Origin of the sequence: Dolichospermum sp. UHCC 0315A (assembly GCF_008121535.1) — a bacterium.
Taxonomy (GTDB): Bacteria; Cyanobacteriota; Cyanobacteriia; order Cyanobacteriales; family Nostocaceae; genus Dolichospermum; species Dolichospermum lemmermannii.
On sequence record NZ_CP043056.1, the window covers coordinates 2,940,933 to 2,959,571 of the forward strand.

An 18,639-nucleotide genomic window follows, 5' to 3' on the forward strand; every position below is an offset into this window, starting at 1 on the left:
CAGGTGACAGATAATACCATATTGAATGGTTTAGATTAACAAATCAAAATATTTGCTAACGATGAAGCAGGTTTTACTATTTATTAGATATCTTGCTTAAATGTCTTGTGTTTTGTTGCTTCCACCAAAAACGTCAGCCGTAACGTTAAATAATAGGCAAAACTGGCAATTTAGAAAATCGCTCAACTTTTATTCTTTATTTGTAACCCCTCACACTCTCATGCTAACTCACCACCGCAAACCCGTATGTTTATCAATGATTTCCACGGACTTACCGATTTGGTCTGTGGTTGACACTGCTGGAACTTTAATTCAAAAGGATACAGATAAATTTCATTTACTATTAACTGCACCACCTCTGATTAGTTGTGAGGTAGGCAGTTATTTCAATCAAGAAGATACAATTCACCCAACTAAAAACAATTTTTCTCCTCCTAGCAGTCCCAGAATTTTATGGCTGGAAATTTCATCTCGGCGGTTAATTATGACAATGCAAGGTAATGCACAAGTCAGTTACCGTCACTTTTGGGAATTAGGTGTTTATGGCATTAGTCGTTTCTGGTTGCCAAATGAATCATTACAACCCCATCAATCTATCCGTTTGCGTAATTTTACCAAAAGTTTTACTCTTAGCGGGCATCCTTTTCCAGAGAATCTCCGTTTAGAATACGAATTATGGACAGGAAAAATCCAATTAGGGCGTTATATTCTCAATTTGGAAATTCAGCATTAAAGGGAACAGGGAACAGGTAAGAGTTTTACCAATCACCAATCACCAATCACCAATCACCAATTACCAATTACCAATTACCAATCACCAATCACCAATTACCCTTAATAACTAGGATCATTACCTGATTTCCATTTGATATTGCAACCAATACTGGGCTTTTGTTCACTTATTACAGGTTGATTATTTAAGACTGCGGTAATAGCTGCTCTTAGATCTTTACCTGTAACAGGTTGATTATTACTAGGACGACTATCATCTAATTGTCCACGATAAACGAGTTTTCTGTCGCCATCAAATAGAAAGAAATCCGGTGTACAGGCTGCCGTATAGGCTTTTGCTGTTGCTTGAGTTTCGTCGTAACAGAAGGTAAAATCAAACCCCAATTCTATACACATTTCTTTTAATGATTCGGGGGCATCATTGGGATAATTTTGAGCATCATTCGCACTAATGGCAATAATCCCTAAATCACTGTTGCTGTAATCTTGATCTAATCTGGCTAATTCTTGTTGAATATGCTTAACAAATGGGCAGTGCCGACAAATAAACATGATTAACAATGCTTTTTTATCGGCAAAATTATCAAGAGAAATTATTTTTCTAGATACTACTTCTGGTAGATGAAAATCTGGTGCTTTCGTGCCTAGAGGCAACATTGTAGAAGCTGTTAAAACCATAATTTATTTAATGCTTCGATCAGGATTTTTTTAATAATAGAATAATCCATCTTCATTTAGGAAAATTACCAAATTCAAATACATAACTTAATGAACTACCCCATCTTACTTCGTTGAAGATGGGGTTTCTACATCCCCATGAGTAAGTTGAGATTTTTGACGTTTCTTTTGACCCAGTTGCTTCATACTTCCAGCATTCTTGCGTTTGCTGGTGTTTGAAGTAGAGCTAGAATCATCCACGTCTGAGAGGCTAGTTCCTAACCCCTGTAGATTATTTGAGTACCAAAGCAACATCACTTCTGCGGCGGCGATATCACGCTGTTGAGTATAGCCGCAGTTATGGCAAAGGTGAGTTCGTTGGTCTAAAGATTTCTTCTCTTGATTTCCACATTGAGGACAAGTTTGAGATGGTTTTACCTTCTTTGTAGGAACTTCTACAAATAAGCCACCAATGTCTGATAACTTAGCTTTTAAGGCATCCTTTATCATCCCCATTCCCACATCAAGAATTGATTTATTTAGACCAGCTTTTTGCCTTTTACGTTTACCCTTCGACAAGCTCAGGGCATCGCCCCTTTTAGCTTTGGCACTCATGTTTTTGACTTCTAATTTTTCAGTAACTACCGTGCTATTACCGCTGATTATTCGTGTAGTTTCTTGGTGAACAAAGTTCTGACGTTGGTTGGCAACTTTTCTCGAAAGTTTACTAACTAACTTTTGCGTTTTCTTCCACCTTCTAGAAGCCTTAACTTTCTTTTTGAAATTGGGAGAACGTTTTCGACGTTTTGATTTACCCAACTCTTGATTTTTTTGTTCTGCTTTTCGGAAAAACCGAGGTGCAGTCACTAAACCATTTTCTTCACCATTTGTCCAAGCAATTGCATCGTTACAACCTAAATCAATGGCAATAACACCATTATCAGTTTTGCGGCTATTCTTTAACAAAGTATCATCAATTTCTAAGACGATGGAAGCATACCATTGACCATTGCGGTTAACGATATCTAAAGCTTTAGGATGCCCCCAAAGTCTGGCTTGGCCTCGCATTTGCATCTGACCAATCTTTGATAATTCTAAATAGCCGTTATCCCCTGTGCTATGTACTTTCCAACCCGTAAAAGATGGATAAGTCCAACCAGAATAATGACGAATTGGCTTGAATCTAGGGTACTTCCCTAGTCCCTTAAAAAACCTTCCAAAAGCAAAATCAACCCGTTTTAATGTGGCTTGTAATGCTTGGGAATTAATGACTTTATATTCTATCCAGACTTCTTTGAAATCCGGTAAACAGTTCTGTTGCTCAACGTAAGAAACAGATTTACCAAACTTTTTATATGAAGTAATGCGGTTAGATACAGCAGCATTATACAAATCTTTATGAAGTTGACGATGGTAGGACAACTTTTCACTGACTTGTTTATTTGGATATAGTCGGAAAGTTGCTCTACGTAATGCCATAATCAATCACCCCCTTGGTTTTTCTAGTATACTACTATTATCTAATTTAACCACTGAGGACAGTCAATGAGCTTGGATCTCCTTGCTTTGTAGATAAATACATTGATCCCAAAGGAATAAATAAAATATAGTTGTCATAAATTCAACTGTCTGAATAATTTCTTTCAACTGTGTTGAAAATTAATTATCCAGACGTTTCGTTTATGACTCGCTTACATCCCCAATCTACTAAGAGTTGAGGACGGGGAATTACGCGATAGTGTTAAAAAATTTGAGTATATTATGAGTTATGTAATTAAGTTATGGGAAAAAGATCAATATTCCCTCTTCCCTGCTATAATGACTGACCGTTGATTGAAAATACTTTAATAATGATCACTTGGTGTTCCTTGCTAATTAAACAATGGGGTAGGATGACAAAATTCCTATCTTTGTTCTGTCTTTGTCTATTATTGGTTGTTAGTTGTACTCCTAAACAGCAAACAAATACACCACAGTCTAATACTATAAATACTCGGACGGGTGATGGTCGGATTACCGTAGGGACAACGGAAAAGCCAAGAACTCTTGATCCTGCTGATGCGTATGAATTGGGATCTTTGAGTTTAGTATTTAATATGAGCGATCGCCTGTACACTTATGAACCAGGTAGTACAGAAATTAAACCACAATTGGCCACAGCATTACCAAAAGTGAGTGCAGATGGTTTAACTTATACTATTCCCATTCGCAAAGGAGTAGTATTTCATGATGATACTCCCTTCAATGCCAAAGCAATGGAGTTTAGTCTGCAACGCTTTATCGAAAACAAAGGTAAACCGTCTTTCCTGCTTTCTGATACCGTAGCTTCAGTTAAAGCCACAGGGGAGTATGAATTAACAATTAAACTGAAGAAACCCTTTGCAGCTTTTCCTTCATTGTTAGCATTTTCTGGAGTCTGTGCGGTTTCACCAAAATCCTATGAAATTGGGGCTGGAAAATTTAAACCGAATATTTTTGTGGGGACTGGTGCTTATAAATTAGCCAAATATGGAACTGATTCCTTAAAGTTTGATGTATTTGATAAATATTGGGGAACAAAACCAGAAAACAAAGGTGTAAATGTCCAAATTCAAACCAGTCCAGTCAACTTATTTAATGCCTTTAAAACTGGTGCAATAGATGTGGCTTATCTATCCTTACAACCAGATCAAATTCAGAGTTTAGAAGCAAGTGCGAAAAAGGGAGATTGGCAAGCTATATCTGCTCAAGGTAGTGTAGTTACTTATCTGACTTTAAATCGCAATCAAAAACCTTTAGATCAAGTAGAGGTGAGACAAGCGATCGCATCATTAATTGATCGTAAATTATTAAATGATCGGGTATTATTATCACAGGCTGATCCGCTTTACAGCATGATTCCCACCACCTTCAATGTTTCCCAACCATTGTTTCAAGATAAATATGGTGATGGTAAATTTGCAGAAGCCAAAAAATCCTTAGTCGCTGCTGGTTTCTCCAAAGAAAATCCAGCAAAAGTGCAAATTTGGTATCCTGCAAGTTCAATGACGCGCAGTTTAGTTGCACAAACCTTAAAATCCCTCGCTGATACTAAAATGGATGGTATTTTGCAATTTGAAGTTAAAACCGTCGAAGGTGCAACTTTCTATAAAGAAATTTCCAAAGGTTTATATCCCAGTACCTTAACTAATTGGTATCCAGACTTTTTAGATCCAGACAACTACGTGCAGCCATTTTTAGCCTGTGAACAAGGTTCAGTTGCTAAAGGTTGCGAAACCGGCGGTAGTCAAACTCAGGGGTCATTCTATTATAGTGAAGCTATGAATAAACTCATAGATCAACAACGTAAAGAACAAAATCCTGAAACTCGGAAAAAAATATTTGCCGACATTCAAACCCAAGTGTTAACTGATGTTCCCTACATCCCTTTATGGCAAAGTAAAGATTTTGTATTTGCTCAAAAAGGCGTAGCCAATGTCAATCTTGATCCTACCCAAAACCTGATTTACAAAACAATTAAAAAGTAGTATCAATACCGGGTAATTTCTCTCTCATTCTCTCGTTCCCAGACTCCGGCTGGGAATGCCATTTAGAGGCTCTGCCTCTTGTTAATTAGATGAGGCAGAGCCTCAAGGCTGCATTCCTTGTCAGAGACAAGGAACGAGGTTTTTGTGAATTTTAAATTTTTAATTAATAAATATGTCTCGTTCTAAAGCATTACAGTATTACATTTTTTCCCGGTTGCTATTTGCGCCATTGCAACTATTCACTATTATCACCATTGTTTTTCTTTTACTTAGAGCTACGCCAGGAGATCCCGCAGATGCTATTTTAGGAGGAAGAGCGCCAGAAAGTGCAAAAGAAGAATTAAGAAAACAACTTGGTTTGGACTTACCGATTTGGTTACAATATCTCAATTATTTAGGTAAATTACTGCACTTTGATTTAGGAACTTCTTTAACCAGTCGCGGGCAAAATGTAGGTGAAATAATTGGTCAATATTTTCCAGCAACCGTAGAATTAGCATTTGCGAGTATGGCTGTGGCGCTGATTGTTGGCGTTTTAGTGGGAACTATTTCCGCTTCTCGTCCGGGAACTGCTTTTGATATTGGGGGGCGGTTATTCGGGATTATTACCTATGCACTACCGATGTTTTGGGCAGGTATGTTATTACAATTAGTTTTCTCAGTTCAATTGGGTTGGTTTCCTAATTCTAATCGGTTTCCTCCTAATCTTCCTGCACCTACAAATATTACTGGTTTATATACAATTGATAGTTTATTAAGTGGGAATTTAAGTCAATTTTTTACATCTTTACATCATCTAGCTTTACCAAGTTTAACTTTGGGAATTTTATTAAGTGGTATTTTTGAACGCATTGTCAGAGTTAATTTAAAACAAACTTTAAAAGCTGATTATATAGAAGCGGCTAGAGCGCGGGGAATTTCTGAAAATAAGATTTTAGTTTCCCATGCTTTAAAGAATGCCTTAATTCCTGTAATTACAGTATTAGGATTAACATTTGCTTCCTTATTAGGTGGAGCAATTTTAACAGAGGTGACATTTTCCTGGCCAGGGTTAGCAAATCGTTTATATCAAGCTATTTCCGACCGAGATTATCCTACAGTTCAGGGTGTGTTAGTATTTTTCGGGGCAATTGTTGTGAGTGCGAGTATTTTGATTGATATTCTTAATGCTTATGTAGATCCGAGAATTAGATATTAGTTATGTAGGTTGGGTTGACGCAAGGAAACCCAACATTATTAAACTTAAAACATTTGTTGGGTTGCGCTGTCGCTTAACCCAACCCACTCATAATCATCTTTGCACACTACGAGGGTCAAGAGCATCACGCAAACCATCACCTAATACATTAAATGATAAAACGGTGATAATAATTAGAATTGCTGGTGGTAGAATTAGCCAAGGTTGTAACACTAAAATAGAAGCATTACTAGCTAAAGAAAGCATATTTCCCCAAGAAGGATCTGGTTGTTGAATACCTAAACCAATTAGACTTAATACTGCTTCTGCTCCAATAAAACTAGGAATTGTTAAAGTAGCAGAAATAATAATGTAAGTTGCAGTTTGTGGTAAAACATGACGAACAATAATATAAATAGGATTACCACCCATTACCTTTGCTGCTTGCACAAATTCGAGTTCTTTGATTGATAATACCTGTCCGCGAATTATCCTCGCTAAACCTGCCCAACTAATTACAGAAGTGATGATAATGATTAATAAAAATCGCTGAGTGCTGGTTAATTTTGGACTCAAAATACTTGATAATGCTACTAATAAATAAATACTCGGAAAGGTCATCAAGACTTCTGCTAAACGCATGATGATACTATCAATTATTCCGCCAAAATAGCCGGAAATACCACCAATAAGCAATGCCAATGGATAGGTAATGATAATCCCGAAAATACCAATAAACATACTAATTCGACCACCATGTAACAAGCGACTAAATTGGTCGCGTCCTTGTTCATCTGTTCCCAAAATATTCAATTTTGCGTCACCAATAACACCAAACAAATGCCAATTTAAAGAAATACCAGGGATAATTGTGACTTCCTGCCATTTTGGAGGTAGGGAAATACTCAAGTTAAATAATTGATATTTTGTCCCAGTCACAAATAATCGTAATTGTGAAGGTTTTGTCTGATCTATAATTATTTTTCTTTCCCCGGTTTCTAAGTTAGTATCGCCTTGTGTTGTAGGATATACGTGGGGTCCAATAAACTGCCCTGATTGAGATACCCAATGAATCTGAGTCGGTGGAAGTAGTGAACCGTTCGGTTGTGAATCATAAGGGTTATAAGGAGCGATAAAATCAGCACCAATCACTGCTAAATACAAAGAGAAGAGGACAATTGCCCCAGTTCGTGCTAGAGGGTTTTTGTTGAGTCGTTGCCACCAATTCATAGTTTTTGATGTAAAAGTTAATGTTGATTAATTGTTGATAAAAGTATATATCAATAGATTAGATCAAAAACCGCAAACCTATTTTATGAATAACCTACATCATCATCGCTCACAATTTCCCGCTTTAAGTAATAAAATTTATTTTAACTACGGAGGACAGGGGACAATGCCTCAAGGGGCTATGGATGCTATTAGCCAATCTCAGGCACATATTCAAAGTATAGGTCCTTTTGGGAGTGAGGCGTATAGTTGGATTGCACCGCAAATACAAGCCAGTCGGGAAGCCATTGCATCTACATTAAATGTACCAAGTGACACAATTACTCTCACAGGTAATGTCACGATAGGTTGTAATATTGCGATGTGGGGGATTGATTGGCACGCAGGTGATCATCTGCTTCTTTCCGACTGCGAACACCCTGGAGTAATTGCTACAGCCCAGGAAATTGCCCGCAGGTTTGGGGTAGAAGTTACCATTTGTCCCTTAATGGCTACTTTAAATGAAGGTGATCCTATCAGTATTATTGCTGAAAATCTCCGTCCCAAAACTCGCTTAGTAGTTTTAAGTCATGTTTTGTGGAATACTGGTCAAGTTTTACCTATTGATAAGATTGTCGAAGTATGCAGAAGTAATAATTCGCTGTTATTGATAGATGCGGCTCAATCAGTGGGTGTGATTCCTTTAGATTTAACTGCTTTGGGGGTAGATTTTTATGCCTTTACTGGTCACAAATGGTTATGCGGTCCTGCGGGTGTGGGTGGTTTATATGTGCGTCCTGAAACGAGGGAAAGTTTGCACCCTACCTTTATTGGTTTGAGTGGGATAATTACTAATAATCAAGCCCAACCGACGGGTTGGCAACCAGATGGACGCAGATATGAAGTATCCACTTTACCAACTTCATTATATGTGGGTTTAAAGCAAGCAATTACAATTCATGAACAATGGGGAACAGCACAGGAACGATATGAGCAAATTTGCCAAAATAGTAATTATCTTTGGCAAAAATTAAACTCTTTAGCTAATGTCAAATGTTTAAAGAATTCACCTCCAGAAAGTGGATTAGTTTCTTTTCAAGTAACTAATCAACCTAGTTTTAAATTGGTGCAATCTCTAGAGTCTGAAAATATCTTAACACGAACAATTGCCAATCCTAATTGCATTCGGGTGAGTGTTCATTATCTAACTTTAGAGTCGGAAATTGACCAATTAATAGCAGCAATATCAAGTAGGTTGGGTTGTGGAACGTGAACGTATCCCTGCGGGACACTGCGTGAACGCGGAGCAATGGCTTTGGGGAAAACCCAACAAAACAAATGATTTTTAATGTTGGGTTTTCTTGCATCAACCTAACCTACACAAATACTTTTTAACCTTTTTCTTTTGAAATCATGGACAGACCAATTATATATATAGCAATTACCAATCACGGTTTTGGTCATGCTACCCGCACAACTTCCATAGCTAACACTATCCAAAAATTATGTCCTGAAGCGTTATTAATTCTAGTTACTACTGCACCTCGCTGGTTACTAGAATCTTATATAGAAGGTGATTTTATTTTACGTCCACGGGCGTTTGATTTAGGTGTTGTTCAAGTTGATAGTTTGACAATGGATAAATCAGCAACTTTGGAAAAACTACGAGAAATTAAAAAAAATCACAAATCCTTAATTGCTTCAGAAGTTAATTTTATTCGTCAAAATCGCGTTAATCTCATTTTGGCAGATATTCCTTTTCTCGCTGCCGGATTTGCTGAAGCTACAAATATCCCCTGTTGGATGATTAGTAATTTTGGTTGGGATTTTATCTATCGAGATTGGGGAGGAGAATTTACAGAAATTGCTGATTGGATTAGTGATTGGTATGGAAAATGCGACCTTTTATTTCGTCTGCCTTTCCATGAACCTATGTCAGCATTTACTAATATTACAGATGTAGGCTTAACTGGTGGTTCTCCCTATTTTTCTATTGATAAATTACGCACCAATTGGGGAATAAACACACCTCCAGAAAAAACAATTTTACTAACATTTGGGGGTTTAGGTTTACAAGCAATTCCCTATACAAATATCAACAAATTTCCCGATTGGCAATTTATTACTTTTGATGCTTCAGCCCCAGATTTACCTAACTTAATTAAAGTTACAAATCGTCAATACCGTCCTGTAGATTTTATGCCAATTTGTGGCAGAATTATTTCTAAACCTGGTTATGGGACATTTTCAGAAGCCACCCTTTTAGATGTACCAGTAGTAACTATACCTCGTGATGATTTTGCCGAAGCTGCTTTTATGTTAGCAGGAATTACTAATTACAATCATCATCAAATTCTCACAGTACCGGAATTTTTTCAAGGAGATTGGGATTTTCTTTATCAGTCACCCCAACCACCAAAGCAGCCTAACATTATCACCAAAGATGGGAATGAAACAATAGCCAAAGCTGTGATAGATTATTTGTAAGTATTCAGATCCCCTACTTCTACCATTGATTCATTATTTATTGATATCATTGAAAAATTAGTCGGGGATATTACACCATGAGGATTATGACCCACTACCAAAAACTATTAAGAGTTTCCACCCATGGAAAATCATTTCACAATATTACCGCCAAAATTGAAGCTATTGTTGCTGAATCTGGTATAGAAACTGGGCTTTGTAGTTTATTTTTACGTCACACCTCAGCTAGTTTAGTAATTCAAGAAAATGCTGATCCTGATGTATTAGTTGATTTAGCTAATTTCATGGCCAAAATAGTCCCAGAAGAAAACCATTACATTCATGATGCTGAAGGACCAGACGATATGCCAGGACATATCCGCACAGTTTTAACCCATACCTCCGAACAAATTCCCATTAATCGTGGTCATTTGGTATTAGGAACATGGCAAGGAATCTATGTTTGGGAACATCGTCAACAGAATAATGTGAGAGAGTTAGTAGTTCATATTTCTGGATAGATTTAGTATATCAATCAGAATTAAATTGTGATCATTTATGTCCTGGTTTATTCAATTTCAGTCGAACCAAAACGATAACCTTTACCATAAACAGTGTGAATCATTGGTGTTTTTTCCACTACTTCCACCTTACGACGCAACAGACGAATTAAAGCCGCAATCACATTACTATTAGGTTGTTCTTCATTTTGCCATAAATGGTGCAAAATTTGACCATGCGTCAGTAATTGTCCAGCATTTTCCATGAAGTATTGTAACAATTGACTTTCTTTTTGAGAGAGTTCTATGATTCTCCCATGACGATAAGCTATTTGATTTTCTATATCAAGTTCCAAATCGGCTACAACTAGCTTTCCTGTGGTGCTACTATAGGATTCTGTACCAGTACGACGTAACAAAGCCCGGACTCTTGCCAGTAATTCCCGCAATTCAAAAGGTTTGACTAAATAATCATCAGCGCCCGCGTCCAAACCTTGTACACGGTCATCCAGGGTATCTTTTGCAGTGAGAAATAGTACAGGAGTTGTTTTACCTTGACGGCGTAATTCCTGACAAATATCTAACCCTGTTTTTCCCGGTAACATCCAATCTAAAATCAGTAAATCATAACTGCCTATTTCTGCCAAATTACTGCCACTTGTCCCATCATAAGTAGCATCAACACTATAACCTTCACGGGTCAAGAGACGACTTAAAGGGTCAGTTAGCTCAACTTCATCATCAACTAATAAAATTTTCATTCTGTTGCTAATGGCAATATAGATATATTCTCAATATAGTGAACTGCAAACACATTAAGAATACCAAAAAAAAGAATGTTAACTGTTGCAATACCAAAAGGGGGACTACTTGAACCTAGTCTCCGCATATTACAATCTGTAGGATTAGATTTTAGTGCTTTCTTAGAATCAGGAAACCGCCAATTACAAATTACTGATGCTAGTGGACAAGCGAAAGCCTTATTAGTGCGAGCGCAAGATGTGCCTGTTTATGTAGAATATGGTCAAGCACAATTGGGAATTGTCGGCTACGATGTTCTCAGAGAAAAACAGCCCCAAGTTGCCCAATTAGTGGATTTAAAATTTGGATATTGTCGAATGTCTGTAGCTGTAAAAGCGGCTAGTTCCTACAAATCCCCGTTAGATTTACCTGCTCATGGTCGAGTTGCTTCTAAATATGTAAATTGTGCGCGAGAATATTTTCAAGGTTTGGATTTACCGATAGAAATTGTCCCTTTGTATGGTTCTGTGGAATTAGGTCCAATTACGGGAATGTCAGAAGCAATTGTTGATATAGTTTCGACGGGAAAGACTTTAAAGGAAAATGGTTTAATTGAAATTGCGACTTTGTATGAAAGTACAGCCCGGTTAATTGTTCACCCTTTAAGTTATCGGTTAAATACAGGTAATTTAGATAAATTAATTGCACAAATGCGGTCAGAAATGCTTACCACAGCTTAATTATATCTTAGATTCCCGACTTCTCTAAGAAGTCGGGAATCTTAAATTTAGGGCTTTTTAACGGCACTAAGTTGGTCTAAAATTCCCAAAACTTCTTGTTCAAATGCAACTTGAGCGCGGTTAGTTTTTCCACCAATATATAAAGTTTTGCCTGTTTGTAAAGCCCAAATTTGAGAATGGGAAAAATAACTCATCACCACACCTAACATTAATAAAGCAAAACCAGTATAAACAATAGGAATACCAGGATCAAATTTGATTTGTAAACCCGTGCTACCCATGACATCAAGAATTTGCAAATTTACCCCATTTACAGGGATAGACATTCCTGCCCGCACAGTATTAATTAATTTACCTTGAGCATCATAAATTAATACCATGCCTTGCAAATCTTTGGCTAATAGGGAAACACCTTCACTTAAATCTGGTTTAGTCGGAATCCAAGTTCCCCAAAGTCTACCCTTACCTTTGGTATCTAATTGTGCCATTGGTAATTGGAAAATTGGGCTTTTATTTAATCTCACCCGAACGCTGGAAATTCCCCAATCTGTTTGATAGAAAACCACACCATGATAACGCAGCGGTTTGTTAACATAAATCTTCTCATGGTTAACTTCTTTGCCCTCATTATTCAGCACAGACATATCTGAATAAAATTGGTCAATTCCTCCCGTCGGTGTGTAATCAATCCAAAAGCGATTGACACGCACAGACCAATCTTTCAACACATCTTGAGAAGACCAAGCACCAGCATCAACAATATTTTTTACCTGGAATGTATCGCCACTAGAAATCATTTCTTGAGCCATAAATCCCGTCATTGCTCCCCAAATTCCCCCCAGCAAAATAGCGACAATCCCAATGTGGACAATAATTGGTCCCAATTTACCAATTATACCTTTGCGGGCATAAAGAATATCATCTTTTTCCTGAAAAATCCGATAACTTTTTTGCTGCAAAATTGGCGTAATTGATGGCAAAGAAACACCCTCCAATTCAGCACTTAAAGCTAATTTTGTGAAGTTGCGAGGTTCTTCGTAATATTTCCACTTTTGAGCAGCTTTGAGGGCTGGTAATTGACGAGTAAAAGTACAAGCCGTTAAACTAGTTCCAAATAAAACTAATAAACTCAAAAACCACCAAGTTCTATATACATGATCTAACCCAACTACTTGAATAACTTTCCAAGAAAGGAAACCAAACAAAGCAGGATGTTCTGGATAATTAGATTGGTAAAAATCAGGCAATTGCCCCTGTTCAATTACCGTACCACTCACACTAAATAAGGCAATAATTAACAATAGAATAATTGCCAAACGTAAATCAGTTAATACAGGCAAAACTTCCCGACGGATAAAACGCCCCGGTATTAACCACCAACTTAATTCTGTGGATGTTGTCTGATCTGAAGTCATTGCTTAGAAACTACCAATAGGAATCCGAGAAAGTAAAGAAAAAACACCAAAGCCTACTAATAATACACCGCTAATAGGATTTATCCAACCAGACCAACGGCGCAATTCTAATAGTTTTTTAATGGCAGCAGTAAACGTACCTGCTAAAATTAATGGAGTTACATATCCGGCTGTATAAGCAAGTAGTAAAACCGCACCTAAAACTAAATCTTGAGTATTAGCAACCCAACCTAATAGACTAGCTAAAACTGGTGTGCTACAGGGGGAAGCAACTAACCCAAATGTTAAGCCGATAGAGTATGAACGGACTCCGGGAGGTAAGTCTTGAGAAATCCAATTTGTTTCATTCAAAGAAGGAAATTGGATGGGTAATGCTTCTAATAAGTTCAGTCCCATAATAATAGCTATAATACTGACAATAATTGGTAAACCAATTCCTATCTGTCCATAGACTTTACCAACTAAACCTGCGACGATGCCCATTCCTGCTAATGTAGTTGCTAATCCCAACGCAAACCAAGTTGATTGGGCTGCTGCTTGTAAGCGAGTTTTAGCTTCATAACCGCCAATATAGCCAATGGTAATGGGCAGCATAGACAGCATACAGGGCGTAAGGCTGGTCAGCAAGCCAGCCGCAAAAATAATGGCAATGCTGACGAAACTCAGGTGGGTGAGTTGGTTCGCAACAAGGGTGTTGGCAAATTGCTCAAGTTGATAAATTTGGGTTTCTAGAGTTTCTAGCATGAGGATATTTAAGTAGAAAATGCTTACTCTGCTTGAATTTTAACGTATTTTGGATCATGAAATCATAAAAGTAAGTACCGTGAGGTAAATCATACTCCGGATTTTTCAGGAAAGTTGTTGAATTTATAGTTAAGATTACTCAAAATCAGATTAATGATTTTGAAAGTTGCCTTAGTGGCACATTATTAACAAATACACATTGAAAATCAAAAATACTCATTCAGAAGGAATCTACCACCATGACTCGCAAAATCAACAAAGTTTTTCAACAATCTGGAGTTATTCCCTATCGAATCAACGACGGAAAAGTTGAAGTTTTATTAATTACTACTCGTAGCCGTCAAGGTTGGGTAATTCCTAAAGGGGGACTTTGTAAAGGTATGAGTCCCCATGATTCAGCAGCGAAGGAGGCATGGGAAGAAGCCGGAGTTGTCGGTAGAGTCACAACTGAAGAGTTAGGTAATTATAAATATCGAAAACGGGGGAATACCTATCAAGTAAATCTATTTTTATTACCTGTGGAAACAGTATTAGAAGATTGGCCAGAAGCTACCGCAAGGGAAAGAAAATGGTTAGAAGTTAACCAAGCTGCTGAATTAGTCAAGGAAACTTCACTAAAAAGAATTATTCAAACTTCATGGATATAGACACATATCCAAAATATCCAGATCCCTGACTTGTTTAAGAAGTCGGGGATCTTATTTTAAATCATCTCAAAGGCTAAATTATGACTTTTGAGAAAATTATGAGTGAAATGATCTACCACATTTGTATCACTCAATTCTAAATTGTAAAAATCTACAAAATCATGATCAAAATATGGGCCTGCGTGCCAAGTTCCCATATCTAATTTAATAAAACAATTTCCGGGAATCCGAAAAGCTGCAAGTTCTGATAATCCAGGTGCATTCGTATCATTATTAGCTGGACAAACTGCCATTAACCAGTCTTTACTATCCAATGAACCTAAACATTGAGTACATTTGACATGACGAGTAATTTGGTGAAATTTCCGTCCGTTTTTCTGCAACCGCATAATATAAAAATGAGGAATACCATTTTGTAAATTTAACTGGGCATCTTCTTGATCAAAATTTTTCCCATCTTTACTTGCATATATTACCTGTCCATAAGGTTGAAAATTTTCTGGTGTAATCAATTGAGATGGTAATTCTTGTATTTTTGATAATGTACTCATAAGATCACGCGGTAAGCGGGAAACTCAGTCCCTTTAGGGCTGGGTTACTGACAACTTCTTTATTTGATGGTTTACATACAATCTAACAACGCCTGTTTAAAGTTTGTCCACTTAAACCGGCTAAATCAAATGCTTTAGACAAACCATAATCGCCTATTTTAACTCCTGCCTAGGCAAAGTTAATTTCTATAGCTTGACACTCCCCGGTCTCAAGACGCGGAGATTCTATAGAGAGTTTCAGTCTATATCCCTCAGTTATCCCAGTTTCAGGCATTGCCTTAAATATTTGGGTTCTTGCCCTGATTTCGTTTGCCCTGGCGGGCGAAATCATATCTGACAAGCGTAACTTTCCGAGAGTCCCTCGGTAGCTTTTTATGTCTTTAGTGACAATTTGATTCTATCACGAATATGGATTAAAATTTGAAATTATTTCAAATTTTCAAATTAACGTCAATGCAGGATAAAGGAAAGCCTCTAGCCTTCATCCCTTGTCTAAAGCCCAAATGTGGCTGACTGAGTCAGCCACATTTTCAAGGGTTTTCGGCGTTCTTCCTTATAAAAAAAGGGAGAAGAAAAATAAATTCCTTTCCCTAATTTTTAATCAGTAAAATTTAGATTTTACCAATACTGTGTAGCCCTAAAATGATACCTGCTCCTAAAATATGCCCAAAGGAAGTAGTTGCTAGTACCGCAGGTAAACCAAAACCACCGAAAAATTGAGGTGCTGGTAATTCTGGTTTAGCATGAGGATGCTCAATCGTAAATTTACCTACAGCAATAGCGAAGATATTGGCAACAATCATAATTATGCTAATATTAGGACTCCATTCTAGAGATGCGGTAGCTGTAGCTAGTAAGCTTGAAGTCAACATCTAATTTACTCCTGATATTTGCGGATGCTTGTCAATATCATCTAAATATTGATTAATAAAAATCTATATCATTGCTTACTTTGTAGCAAATTTTAACATTTGTTTTCACTTGACAATGTAAACAAGTGCTGTACTTAATAGCAATTTTTGATATTTGTTGTGATCCGAATGGTATCTAAAAGGGTTGGTAATTGCTAAGATAAGAGTAATTATTTCCTGGATTGATCATGTCCTCAACTCTTGATTCCTTACCACCTGCACTAAATAAAATTGTCCACCGCTTTCAACGCGCTACAGAACCAAAACGACGCTATGAGCAGTTAATTTGGTATGCTCAAAAGCTACAAGAGTTTCCTGAATCTGGTAAACTCCCAGAAAATAAAGTTCCCGGTTGTGTTTCTCAAGTGTATGTTACGGCATCATTAGAAGACGGTAAAGTCATATTTCAGGGTGATTCTGATTCCCAATTAACTAAGGGCTTATTAGCATTATTAATAGAAGGATTAAATGGATCAACACCTACAGAAATAATCCAACTTACTCCTGATTTTATTCAAGAAACTGGCTTAAATGTAAGTTTGACACCTTCCCGCGCTAATGGGTTTTACAATATTTTCAAAACAATGCAAAAAAAAGCTTTGGAATGTGAACTACCCACACTGACCTGACGGTACAGTGTCGGCTTCCTGTCCAACAGAAAGCGCAGTAGTAGATTTCTTTCGTCCTCTATGACTGCGACTTACTTCTGGGCGACAGGCTTCTTGATGAAGTTGTTCATGGGGGAAACCCCCAAGACCACACTTCATCGCTTTATCCCCCGTTCCAGAGGTCAAAACTTGTACTGAGCGCAGTCGAAGTATTCGTAGTCCCTCATCTCTGAGGTTTATTGCTGCATTAATATCTCTATCATGTGTAGCCTGGCACTTTCCACAAGTCCAAAATCTGATATCAAGCGGTAAACTGCCAACTTGATTAAGACATACATGACAAGTCTTTGATGAAGGAAAGAATCTATCAACTTCTTGATAAATCTTCCCTTCGTTTTCTGCTTTGTATTTCAGCATGGTACAAAACATTTCCCAGCCAACCTGTTGAATAGACTTGGCTAGACAGTGATTTTGCATCATGCCTTTAACATGAAGATTTTCTACCACAATAACTTGGTTTTCGTTAACTATCCTCCGAGATAGTTTATGGAGAAAATCTTCTCTGCAATTAGTTATTTTTCTATGAACTCTAGCAACTTTCTTTCTAGCTTTATTTCGGTTACTAGAACCTTTTTGCTTTCTAGATAATTGCTGCTGTTTTATTTTTAAGTTTTTATCGTGTTTATTCAGTATCCGAGGATTATCAAACTTAGAACCATTGCTGGTAATTGCAAAATGAGTCAGCCCTAGATCAATACCTATTGCTTTGCCCTCTGCAATTGATTCTGGCTTTTCTTGACCATCATCAAATAGAATAGCGGCAAAATATTGCTCACTACAACTTTTGGTGATGGTTACAGTTTTAATTTTCCCTTCAATCTCTCGGTGAATGATTGCCGATACTTTGCCTATTTTTGGGAGGATTAATTGATTGTCGGTAATCTTGACCCTTCGACTACGCTCAGGGTCAAGGTTGAGCGAAGCCGAAACCTTGACATTTTGAGGATACTGGATAGATTGCTTGCCATATTTCGATTTAAATCTGGGGTATTTAGCTCTTTTTTCAAAGAAGTTGTTGAATGCAACTCCCAAATTTAAGCAGACTTGCTGCAAGCACTGAGAATAAGTCAATGATAACCACTCATGCTCTTTCTTTAGCTGAGGAATTATCTTTTTAACTTCGTATCCAGACAAGCCTTTTCCCGTCTCTTGATATGTTTGGTTCATCAAATTCAGAAAATAATTCCATAACCAACGACAACTGCCAAAAGCTTGCGCTAATGACTGCTGTTGCTGAACATCTGGATATAATCTGACTTTGACTACTCTTAGCATATTAGAGTGAAAATTATTTACTACAAAACAGTATAGCACAAAATTAGTGAATTGCCTCCATGTTTTTCTCCCTCGCTATCGCATTGGTCGAAAAACTGTCGTTAATTCCCGCGCCATTCATCCCACGCTGCCATTACGGTCAGGCGTGGGGCTTCTGTCGGTTAAGCTAAATTAGAAAATTAGGAATTGGAGACTCGACAACTTTTTTAAGTTTGAGATTATTCTTTCTGCTTTTTGAATTCCTGACTCCGCTGAACCACATTGGCTAGGCAACCACAGGGGTTGCCCCTACAATTATAGAGGTTTAGTATTACCAAACCTCTATATAGTTCAAAATTTTGCAAATTATCAATTATGCTCCTTCTGAGCGATCAATTTTCTGACTAGGAGAGGATTCATAAAGAGCATCTAACTGTTCCCGTGCATCTTCAACATTAATTGAACGCATGACCAACAGCGGTTCTTTAATCATATTACCTGCACTATCTAACAATTCAGGATGGGGGACATACTGCCTTCTAGCTGCATAATAACCAAAGCCACCTGGTGATGATTGATTATTAGAATAAGTTCGTTCTCTGTCAAAACTGAACATGATCAGATTGCGAATTAAATTACCAACAGCCATAAATGCCAAAACGGTGAAAGCTAAAATATAAAGTAGGTGTAGCATTGAATTTTCCTCCAGAACAGCAAAGGG

General features: G+C 37.4%; 19 protein-coding genes. 9 read left to right on the top strand and 10 right to left on the bottom strand.

Features of this window, described 5'->3' with window-relative positions:
* The first annotated feature begins 220 nt into the window (after positions 1-220).
* Positions 221-733 (top strand): hypothetical protein, encoded by a 513-nt coding sequence (locus tag BMF77_RS14280; protein ID WP_148763651.1) that lies wholly within the window; start codon positions 221-223, stop codon positions 731-733.
* Positions 734-834: 101 nt separating this feature from the next.
* Here the strand turns inward: BMF77_RS14280 and BMF77_RS14285 are convergent, their stop codons facing one another.
* Both BMF77_RS14285 and BMF77_RS14290 read right to left on the bottom strand, forming a co-directional pair.
* On the bottom strand, positions 835-1,410 hold the full coding sequence (locus tag BMF77_RS14285; RefSeq protein WP_148763653.1) for a thioredoxin family protein: 576 nt from the start codon (positions 1,408-1,410) through the stop codon (positions 835-837).
* A 105-nt stretch (positions 1,411-1,515) separates the two neighbouring features.
* Positions 1,516-2,868, bottom strand: coding sequence for an RNA-guided endonuclease TnpB family protein (locus tag BMF77_RS14290; RefSeq protein ID WP_148763656.1), 1,353 nt, complete (start codon positions 2,866-2,868; stop codon positions 1,516-1,518).
* A 413-nt stretch (positions 2,869-3,281) separates the two neighbouring features.
* On the opposite strand from BMF77_RS14290, the gene BMF77_RS14295 reads away from it, so the two are divergent.
* Together BMF77_RS14295 and BMF77_RS14300 are read left to right on the top strand one after the other, a co-directional pair.
* Positions 3,282-4,895 (top strand): ABC transporter substrate-binding protein, encoded by a 1,614-nt coding sequence (locus BMF77_RS14295; RefSeq protein ID WP_210422198.1) that lies wholly within the window; start codon positions 3,282-3,284, stop codon positions 4,893-4,895.
* A gap of 172 nt (positions 4,896-5,067) precedes the next feature.
* Positions 5,068-6,093, top strand: coding sequence for an ABC transporter permease (locus BMF77_RS14300; protein ID WP_148763658.1), 1,026 nt, complete (start codon positions 5,068-5,070; stop codon positions 6,091-6,093).
* Positions 6,094-6,186: 93 nt separating this feature from the next.
* On the opposite strand, the gene BMF77_RS14305 is transcribed toward BMF77_RS14300, so the two are convergent.
* Entirely contained in the window at positions 6,187-7,302 is a 1,116-nt protein-coding gene (locus BMF77_RS14305) for an ABC transporter permease (protein WP_148763660.1), read from the bottom strand.
* An 85-nt stretch (positions 7,303-7,387) separates the two neighbouring features.
* Here BMF77_RS14305 and BMF77_RS14310 point away from each other — a divergent pair, with 85 nt between their 5' ends.
* The 3 genes from BMF77_RS14310 (at position 7,388) to BMF77_RS14320 (ending at position 10,268) form a co-directional block, all read left to right on the top strand.
* Positions 7,388-8,554 (top strand): aminotransferase class V-fold PLP-dependent enzyme, encoded by a 1,167-nt coding sequence (locus BMF77_RS14310; protein ID WP_148763662.1) that lies wholly within the window; start codon positions 7,388-7,390, stop codon positions 8,552-8,554.
* Positions 8,555-8,694: 140 nt separating this feature from the next.
* Complete coding sequence (locus BMF77_RS14315; protein ID WP_148763664.1) at positions 8,695-9,768, top strand: glycosyl transferase; 1,074 nt, start codon at positions 8,695-8,697, stop codon at positions 9,766-9,768.
* 86 nt (positions 9,769-9,854) lie between these two features.
* On the top strand, positions 9,855-10,268 hold the full coding sequence (locus BMF77_RS14320; RefSeq protein WP_148763666.1) for a secondary thiamine-phosphate synthase enzyme YjbQ: 414 nt from the start codon (positions 9,855-9,857) through the stop codon (positions 10,266-10,268).
* Between the two features lie 47 nt (positions 10,269-10,315).
* Here BMF77_RS14320 and rppA read toward each other — a convergent pair whose 3' ends face one another.
* On the bottom strand, positions 10,316-11,008 hold the full coding sequence (gene rppA / locus BMF77_RS14325; RefSeq protein ID WP_148763668.1) for a two-component system response regulator RppA: 693 nt from the start codon (positions 11,006-11,008) through the stop codon (positions 10,316-10,318).
* A 75-nt stretch (positions 11,009-11,083) separates the two neighbouring features.
* Here rppA and hisG point away from each other — a divergent pair, with 75 nt between their 5' ends.
* Positions 11,084-11,728 carry an ATP phosphoribosyltransferase gene (gene hisG / locus BMF77_RS14330; protein ID WP_015078170.1) on the top strand — a complete coding sequence of 215 codons (645 nt, stop codon included), beginning with the start codon at positions 11,084-11,086 and terminating at the stop codon, positions 11,726-11,728.
* 47 nt (positions 11,729-11,775) lie between these two features.
* Here the strand turns inward: hisG and BMF77_RS14335 are convergent, their stop codons facing one another.
* Entirely contained in the window at positions 11,776-13,143 is a 1,368-nt protein-coding gene (locus BMF77_RS14335) for a cytochrome c biogenesis protein (RefSeq protein ID WP_148763670.1), read from the bottom strand.
* Positions 13,144-13,146: 3 nt separating this feature from the next.
* Positions 13,147-13,887, bottom strand: a complete 741-nt coding sequence (locus BMF77_RS14340; RefSeq protein WP_015078172.1) for a cytochrome c biogenesis protein CcdA — start codon at positions 13,885-13,887, stop codon at positions 13,147-13,149.
* A gap of 239 nt (positions 13,888-14,126) precedes the next feature.
* On the opposite strand from BMF77_RS14340, the gene BMF77_RS14345 reads away from it, so the two are divergent.
* On the top strand, positions 14,127-14,534 hold the full coding sequence (locus BMF77_RS14345; protein WP_015078173.1) for an NUDIX hydrolase: 408 nt from the start codon (positions 14,127-14,129) through the stop codon (positions 14,532-14,534).
* A gap of 56 nt (positions 14,535-14,590) precedes the next feature.
* On the opposite strand, the gene BMF77_RS14350 is transcribed toward BMF77_RS14345, so the two are convergent.
* Positions 14,591-15,085 carry an ureidoglycolate lyase gene (locus BMF77_RS14350; protein ID WP_015078174.1) on the bottom strand — a complete coding sequence of 165 codons (495 nt, stop codon included), beginning with the start codon at positions 15,083-15,085 and terminating at the stop codon, positions 14,591-14,593.
* A gap of 611 nt (positions 15,086-15,696) precedes the next feature.
* A complete protein-coding gene (gene psaK, locus BMF77_RS14355; protein WP_015078175.1) occupies positions 15,697-15,957 on the bottom strand; it encodes a photosystem I reaction center subunit PsaK in 261 nt (86 codons plus the stop codon).
* A 227-nt stretch (positions 15,958-16,184) separates the two neighbouring features.
* Between psaK and BMF77_RS14360 the strand changes: the two genes are divergently transcribed.
* Positions 16,185-16,625, top strand: coding sequence for a SufE family protein (locus BMF77_RS14360; protein ID WP_148763672.1), 441 nt, complete (start codon positions 16,185-16,187; stop codon positions 16,623-16,625).
* Here BMF77_RS14360 and BMF77_RS14365 read toward each other — a convergent pair.
* Positions 16,608-17,939, bottom strand: coding sequence for an RNA-guided endonuclease TnpB family protein (locus tag BMF77_RS14365; RefSeq protein ID WP_148763674.1), 1,332 nt, complete (start codon positions 17,937-17,939; stop codon positions 16,608-16,610). The two genes, BMF77_RS14360 and BMF77_RS14365, sit on opposite strands and share 18 nt — an antisense overlap.
* A 352-nt stretch (positions 17,940-18,291) precedes the next feature.
* Entirely contained in the window at positions 18,292-18,612 is a 321-nt protein-coding gene (locus BMF77_RS14370; RefSeq protein ID WP_015078177.1) for a DUF2973 domain-containing protein, read from the bottom strand.
* Positions 18,613-18,639 lie beyond the last annotated feature (27 nt).

What these genes read in the sequence shown, in the direction of transcription:
- BMF77_RS14280 (WP_148763651.1), top strand. Translation starts at nt 221, where the DNA reads ATGCTAACTCACCACCGCAAACCCGTATGTTTATCAATGATTTCCACG.
- BMF77_RS14285 (WP_148763653.1), bottom strand. Translation starts at nt 1,410, where the DNA reads ATGGTTTTAACAGCTTCTACAATGTTGCCTCTAGGCACGAAAGCACCA.
- BMF77_RS14290 (WP_148763656.1), bottom strand. Translation starts at nt 2,868, where the DNA reads ATGGCATTACGTAGAGCAACTTTCCGACTATATCCAAATAAACAAGTC.
- BMF77_RS14295 (WP_210422198.1), top strand. Translation starts at nt 3,282, where the DNA reads ATGACAAAATTCCTATCTTTGTTCTGTCTTTGTCTATTATTGGTTGTT.
- BMF77_RS14300 (WP_148763658.1), top strand. Translation starts at nt 5,068, where the DNA reads ATGTCTCGTTCTAAAGCATTACAGTATTACATTTTTTCCCGGTTGCTA.
- BMF77_RS14305 (WP_148763660.1), bottom strand. Translation starts at nt 7,302, where the DNA reads ATGAATTGGTGGCAACGACTCAACAAAAACCCTCTAGCACGAACTGGG.
- BMF77_RS14310 (WP_148763662.1), top strand. Translation starts at nt 7,388, where the DNA reads ATGAATAACCTACATCATCATCGCTCACAATTTCCCGCTTTAAGTAAT.
- BMF77_RS14315 (WP_148763664.1), top strand. Translation starts at nt 8,695, where the DNA reads ATGGACAGACCAATTATATATATAGCAATTACCAATCACGGTTTTGGT.
- BMF77_RS14320 (WP_148763666.1), top strand. Translation starts at nt 9,855, where the DNA reads ATGACCCACTACCAAAAACTATTAAGAGTTTCCACCCATGGAAAATCA.
- rppA (WP_148763668.1), bottom strand. Translation starts at nt 11,008, where the DNA reads ATGAAAATTTTATTAGTTGATGATGAAGTTGAGCTAACTGACCCTTTA.
- hisG (WP_015078170.1), top strand. Translation starts at nt 11,084, where the DNA reads ATGTTAACTGTTGCAATACCAAAAGGGGGACTACTTGAACCTAGTCTC.
- BMF77_RS14335 (WP_148763670.1), bottom strand. Translation starts at nt 13,143, where the DNA reads ATGACTTCAGATCAGACAACATCCACAGAATTAAGTTGGTGGTTAATA.
- BMF77_RS14340 (WP_015078172.1), bottom strand. Translation starts at nt 13,887, where the DNA reads ATGCTAGAAACTCTAGAAACCCAAATTTATCAACTTGAGCAATTTGCC.
- BMF77_RS14345 (WP_015078173.1), top strand. Translation starts at nt 14,127, where the DNA reads ATGACTCGCAAAATCAACAAAGTTTTTCAACAATCTGGAGTTATTCCC.
- BMF77_RS14350 (WP_015078174.1), bottom strand. Translation starts at nt 15,085, where the DNA reads ATGAGTACATTATCAAAAATACAAGAATTACCATCTCAATTGATTACA.
- psaK (WP_015078175.1), bottom strand. Translation starts at nt 15,957, where the DNA reads ATGTTGACTTCAAGCTTACTAGCTACAGCTACCGCATCTCTAGAATGG.
- BMF77_RS14360 (WP_148763672.1), top strand. Translation starts at nt 16,185, where the DNA reads ATGTCCTCAACTCTTGATTCCTTACCACCTGCACTAAATAAAATTGTC.
- BMF77_RS14365 (WP_148763674.1), bottom strand. Translation starts at nt 17,939, where the DNA reads ATGCTAAGAGTAGTCAAAGTCAGATTATATCCAGATGTTCAGCAACAG.
- BMF77_RS14370 (WP_015078177.1), bottom strand. Translation starts at nt 18,612, where the DNA reads ATGCTACACCTACTTTATATTTTAGCTTTCACCGTTTTGGCATTTATG.